Here is a 5,682-nt window from a genome sequence, read left to right on the forward strand (position 1 = left end):
TGATTTAGAGCCTCGTTATCGCGTCAAAACGATTCCGTTTTGACGCGCGAGGCTCTAAGCCGGATTCACCGTTGAGCGACCCACGTTTTTCGCGATGCGCGTCGGTAAATTCGCGAAGAGGCCGGGGGCCGGCCGCCTCGCCGCGCGAAAACGCTCTAAACTTTTGATTTATATGCCTTTTTATCCACCCGGATGCAGGCCCGGCGCTTCCTGGCCGGTGCGGGCGACATATTCGGTGTAGCCGCCGCCGTACTGGTGGACGCCCTCGGGCGTCAGCTCCAGCACGCGGTTCGACAGGGCCGCCAGGAAGTGGCGGTCGTGCGAGACGAACAGCATGGTGCCCTCGAAGTCGGCCAGGGACGCCACCAGCATCTCCTTGGTCGCCATGTCGAGGTGGTTGGTCGGCTCGTCCAGCACCAGCAGGTTGGGCGGATCGAACAGCATCTTGGCCATCACCAGCCGCGCCTTCTCGCCGCCCGACAACACCCGGCAAGGCTTTTCGACGTCGTCGCCCGAGAAGCCGAAGCAGCCGGCCAGGGTCCGCAACGCCCCCTGCCCGGCCTGCGGGAACGAGCGCTCCAGCGACTCGAAGATCGTCTCCTCGCCGTCCAGCAGGTCCATCGAGTGCTGGGCGAAGTAGCCCATCTTGACGCTGGCCCCGATATTGACCGCGCCCTGGTCGGGCTTGATGTCGCCGGCCACCAGCTTCAGCAGCGTCGACTTGCCCGCGCCGTTGGCGCCCAGCACGGCCCAGCGTTCCTTGCGCCGCACCAGGAAGTCGAGATCGGCATAGATGGGTCGCTCGCCATAGCCCTTATGGACGCCGCGCAGGCTGATCACGTCCTCGCCGGAACGCGGCGGGCTCTGGAACTCGAACTGCACCGACTGGCGCCGGCGCGGCGGCTCGACGCGCTCGATCTTGTCCAGCTTCTTGACCCGACTCTGCACCTGGGCGGCGTGCGAGGCGCGCGCCTTGAACTTCTCGATGAACTTGATCTCCTTGGCCAGCATCGCCTGCTGGCGCTCGTACTGCGCCTGGCGCTGAGCCTCGCTGAGCGCCCGCTGCTGGTCGTAGAAATCAAGGTCGCCGGAATAGGTGATCAGCTGGCCGGCGTCGATCTCGATCACCTTGCCGATGATGCGGTTCATGAAGGCGCGATCGTGCGAGGTCATCAGCAGCGCGCCGTCGTAGTTCTTCAGGAAGGCTTCCAGCCAGATCAGGCTTTCCAGGTCCAGGTGGTTGCTGGGTTCGTCCAGCAGCATGGCGTCGGGACGCATCAAGAGGATGCGGGCCAGGGCCACGCGCATCTTCCAGCCGCCGGACAGCAGGCCGACGTCGCCGTCCATCCGCTCCTGGCTGAAGCTGAGGCCGGCCAGCACCTCGCGCGCCCGGGCCTCCAGGGCGTAGCCGTCCAGCTCCTGGAAGCGCTCCAGCACCTCGCCATAGCGTTCCATGATCGCGTCCAGCTGGTCGGCCTGGTCGGGATCGACCATGGCCGCCTCCAGCGTCGCCATCTCGGCGGCCAGGGCGCTGACGGGGCCGACGCCGTCCATCACCGCCGCCACGGCGCTCTGGCCCGACATCTCGCCGACGTCCTGGCTGAAATAGCCGATCCGCATGCCCGGATCGATCGCGACGATGCCGTCGTCGGGCGGCTCCTGCCCGGTGATCATCCGGAACAGCGTCGTCTTGCCGGCCCCGTTGGGACCGACCAGCCCGACCTTCTCCCCCTTCTGGACGCCCATCGACGCCTCGATGAACAGGAGCTGGTGGCCGTTCTGCTTGGAAATGTTGTCGAGGCGGATCATGGGGCGGTCTGCTACCCGCTGGGAAGGCGGAACGCCAGCCCCGAGCGCCCGCCCTACCGGTCGAACTTGGTCGAGAGGATGATCGACGAGGTCGTGCGCTCCACGCCCGGGAGGTGGCCGATGCTGTCGATCACCTCGTCCATCCGGGCGACCGAACCGGTGGCCGCCACCGCGATCATGTCATAGTCGCCGCTGACCGAGTGCAGGACACGCACCTCGGCGATGGCGCGCAAGGCGGCTTCGACCGCGCGGCTTTCCTTGGGGGCGACCTTGATCATCACCTGGGCGCGGACGGCGCCGTGCTGGTGGTCCGGCGCCAGGCGCGCGGCATAGCCGACGATGACGCCGTCGCGCTCGAGCCGTTCGATGCGGCTCTGGACCGTCGTGCGCGAGCGCCCCACGCGGCGGGCCAGGTCGGCGGTCGAGGCCCGCCCGTTCTCGCGCAGCGCGTCGAGCAGTTTCTGGTCGACCGCGTCGATCGTCATTTCGTCAAGACACCCCTGCGTTTCGCCGAAAATTTCCCATCATTTCGACGGGAGCGCCACTATAATTCGTTTATACGCCCCGCATCATGGATCCCCGTCTTTCAAGGGAGAGCGAGACGCATGAAAGAGGTCGTGGTTGTCGGGGGCGGCAAGATCGGGTCGATGATCGCCGAGATGCTGGCGGGGTGCGGCGACTACGCGGTGACCGTGGCCGACGCCTCGGCCCAGGCGCTGGAGCGGCTGGAGACCACCGCGCCGGTGCGCAAGGTCCAGGTCGACATCGCCGACGCGGCCGCGCTGGATCGCCTGCTGGCCGGCAAGTTCGCCGTGCTGAGCGCCGCGCCCTTCCACCTGACCGTGGCCATCGCCCGCGCGGCCAAGACCGCCGGCGCCCATTATCTGGACCTGACCGAGGACGTGGCCAGCACGCGCGCGGTCAAGGCGCTGGCCAAGGACGCCCGCAGCGCCTTCGTTCCCCAGTGCGGCCTGGCGCCGGGCTTCATCGGCATCGCCGCCTATGACCTGGCCCAGCGCTTCGATGAACTGCACGACGTGCGCATGGGCGTGGGGGCCCTGCCGAAGTTTCCGTCCAACGCCCTCAACTACAATCTGACCTGGTCGACCGACGGCCTGATCAACGAATATTGCGAGCCGTGCGAGGCCATCGTCGGCGGCGTCCGTCGCGAGACCCAGCCTCTGGAAGACCGCGAGGAGTTCGCCCTCGACGGCGTGCTGTACGAGGCCTTCAACACCTCGGGCGGACTGGGCACGCTGTGCGAGACGCTGGACGGCAAGGTGCGCAACCTGTCGTACCGCACCATCCGCTATCCGGGCCACGCCGCCCTGATGAAGGCCCTGCTGAACGACCTGCGCCTGCGCGAGCGCCGCGCGGTGCTGAAGGACATCCTGGAAAACGCCCTGCCCGCCACCCTGCAGGACGTGGTCATCGTCTTCGTCAGCGTCAGCGGCCTGCGCGGCGGGCGGCTGATGCAGGAAACCTACGCCCAGAAGATCTACGGCGCCCCGATCGGCGGCCGCGCCCGCAGCGCCATCCAGATCACCACGGCGGCCGGCATCTGTACGGTGCTGGACCTGCTGGCCGAGGGCAAGCTGCCCGCCGCCGGTTTCGTGCGGCAGGAGGACGTGGTCCTGGCCGACTTCCTGGCCAACCGCTTCGGGCGCCGCTACGCCCCGAGCCAGGCCGAAGAGCTCGCCGCCTGACGTGCTGGACGCCCGCCATCTGACCGCGCTGGAAGCCCTGGTCGGTCCCGCCGGCCTGGCGTCGGATCCGGCCGCCTACGAGACTCCGGCCCGTTACGCCCGGGGCGTCGCCGCCGCCGTCGCGCGACCGGCGACCACCGCCGAGGTCTCGGCCGTGGTCGCCTATTGCGCGCGCGAGGGCCTGGCCTTCGTGCCGCAGGGCGCCAATACCGGCCTGGTCGAGGGCTCGACGCCCGACGCCAGCGGCGAGCAGCTGGTGCTGTCGCTGGACCGCCTGACCGCGCCGATGGAGATAGACGCCGCCGACCGCACGGCCACGGTCGGGGCCGGCGCGCGGCTGTCGGCCCTGAACGCGGCGCTGGAGCCGCACGGACTGTTCCTGCCCATCGACCTCGGCGCCGATCCCAGCCTGGGCGGCATGGCGGCGACCAACACCGGCGGCGCCCGGTTCCTGCGCTACGGCGACATGCGCCGTCACGTGCTGGGCCTGGAAGTGGTGCTGCCGGACGCCCACGGCACGGTGCTGACCCTGTCGCACGGCCTGCGCAAGGACAACGCCGCCATCGCGCTGCGTCAGCTGTTCGTCGGCGGCTGCGGGGCTTTCGGCGTGATCACCAAGGTCACGGTCGAGGTCCATCATCGCCCGCGCCAGACCGCCGCCGCCCTGCTGATCCCGCGCGACCTGGACGCGGTGCTGCCGCTGCTGTGCGCGTTCGAGGCCGAGGCGGGGACGATGCTGACCGCGTTCGAGGGCATGTCCGGGGCGGCGATGACCCGAGCCATCGCTCATGCGCCGGCTCTGGCCAACCCGTTCGCCGGGGGCGTTCCCGACTACGCCGTGCTGGTCGAGCTGACCCGGTCGTGGGCGCCCCGCGACGGCGAGACCAGCCTGGACGAGACGCTGCAACAGATCGCGGGCCAACTGCTGGAACGCGACGACGCGCCCCTGGCCGACGCCCTGTTCGGCTCGACGACGAAGATGTGGGCCCTGCGGCATTCGCTGTCCGAGGGCCTGCGGGCCAGCGGGCCGGTAATCGGCTTTGATCTCAGCTTCCGCCGCCGCGACCTGGCGCGCTTCCGGGCCGAGGCCTCGGCGATGCTGGCCGCCGACTTCCCCGACTACGCGCTGTGCGACTTCGGCCACATCGCCGACGGCGGCGTGCACTTCAACCTGGTGGGTCCGGACGACGCCGACCGCCGCGCGGCCCTGCGCGAGGCGGTGCTGACCCTGGCCGTCGACGGCTTTTCCGCCAGCTTCAGCGGCGAACACGGTCTGGGCCGAGCCGTGCAGACCGCCTATGACCGCTTCACGCCGCGCGCGGTGCAAGACTATTCGGCCGCCGTGGCCGCCGTGTTCGGACGCGGATCGGCCAGCGTCCGGCTGGCGTCCGCCGCGTCCAGCCCTTTCTCAGTCCAGGAGTCCCGATGACCGCCCTGCCCTCCGCCATCGCCGACGCGCGCGCCCTGCTGGAACGCCTGGGCGTCGATCCCGCCGCTCTGGACGGCGGCGCGCTGGCCGCCCGTTCTCCGGTGACCGGCGAGGTGCTGGCCCGCCTTCGCGAACACACCGCCGACGAAGCCGCCCGCGCGATCGAAACCGCCCACCAGGCCTATCTGGCCTGGCGCAAGGTCCCGGCGCCGCGCCGGGGCGAGCTGGTCCGCCTGCTGGGCGAGGAGCTGCGCGCGGCCAAGACCGACCTCGCCGCCCTGGTCACCCTCGAGGCCGGCAAGGTCACGTCCGAGGGCCTGGGCGAGGTGCAGGAGATGATCGACATCTGCGACTACGCCACCGGCCTGTCGCGCCAGCTGTTCGGCCTGACCCTGGCCACCGAGCGTCCGTCGCACCGGATGATGGAGACCTGGCACCCGCTGGGCGTCGTCGGCGTGATCAGCGCCTTCAACTTCCCGGTCGCGGTGTGGTCGTGGAACGCGGCCCTGGCCTTTGTCTGCGGCGACGCCGTGGTCTGGAAGCCCTCGGAAAAGACCCCGCTGACCGCCCTGGCCGTCCAGGCCCTGTTCGAGAAGGCCCGCGCCAAGTTCGGCCCGGACGCGCCCGACGGCCTGTCCGCCCTGCTGATCGGCGGCCGCGCCGTGGGCGAGGCGCTGGTCGATCACCCCAAGGTTCCGCTGGTCTCGGCCACCGGCTCGACGGCGATGGGCCGGCAGG

The 5,682-nt window shown here is 69.9% G+C and carries 5 protein-coding genes; 3 read left to right on the top strand and 2 right to left on the bottom strand.

Annotation, left to right across the window (positions count from 1 at the left end; translation table 11 throughout):
* Nucleotides 1–180 precede the first annotated feature (180 nt).
* Nucleotides 181–1,809, bottom strand: coding sequence for an ABC-F family ATP-binding cassette domain-containing protein (locus FCU40_RS22345; protein WP_004619925.1), 1,629 nt, complete (start codon nt 1,807–1,809; stop codon nt 181–183).
* 53 nt (nt 1,810–1,862) lie between these two features.
* A complete protein-coding gene (locus FCU40_RS22350) occupies nt 1,863–2,294 on the bottom strand; it encodes an Lrp/AsnC family transcriptional regulator (protein ID WP_004619924.1) in 432 nt (143 codons plus the stop codon).
* 120 nt (nt 2,295–2,414) lie between these two features.
* Here FCU40_RS22350 and FCU40_RS22355 point away from each other — a divergent pair, with 120 nt between their 5' ends.
* The 3 genes from FCU40_RS22355 to FCU40_RS22365 form a co-directional block, all read left to right on the top strand.
* On the top strand, nt 2,415–3,515 hold the full coding sequence (locus FCU40_RS22355; protein WP_168077998.1) for a saccharopine dehydrogenase family protein: 1,101 nt from the start codon (nt 2,415–2,417) through the stop codon (nt 3,513–3,515).
* A gap of 1 nt (nt 3,516) precedes the next feature.
* The gene (locus FCU40_RS22360) at nt 3,517–4,944 is read left to right on the top strand and encodes an FAD-binding oxidoreductase (RefSeq protein WP_168078000.1); all 1,428 of its coding nucleotides are present in this window, start codon (nt 3,517–3,519) and stop codon (nt 4,942–4,944) included.
* Nucleotides 4,941–5,682 (top strand): aldehyde dehydrogenase family protein (locus FCU40_RS22365; RefSeq protein ID WP_168078002.1); only part of this gene is annotated, 742 nt, incomplete at its 3' end. The genes FCU40_RS22360 and FCU40_RS22365, both read left to right, overlap by 4 nt.

It is taken from the genome of Caulobacter sp. SSI4214 (assembly GCF_012184455.1).
Lineage (GTDB): Bacteria > Pseudomonadota > Alphaproteobacteria > Caulobacterales > Caulobacteraceae > Caulobacter > Caulobacter vibrioides_E.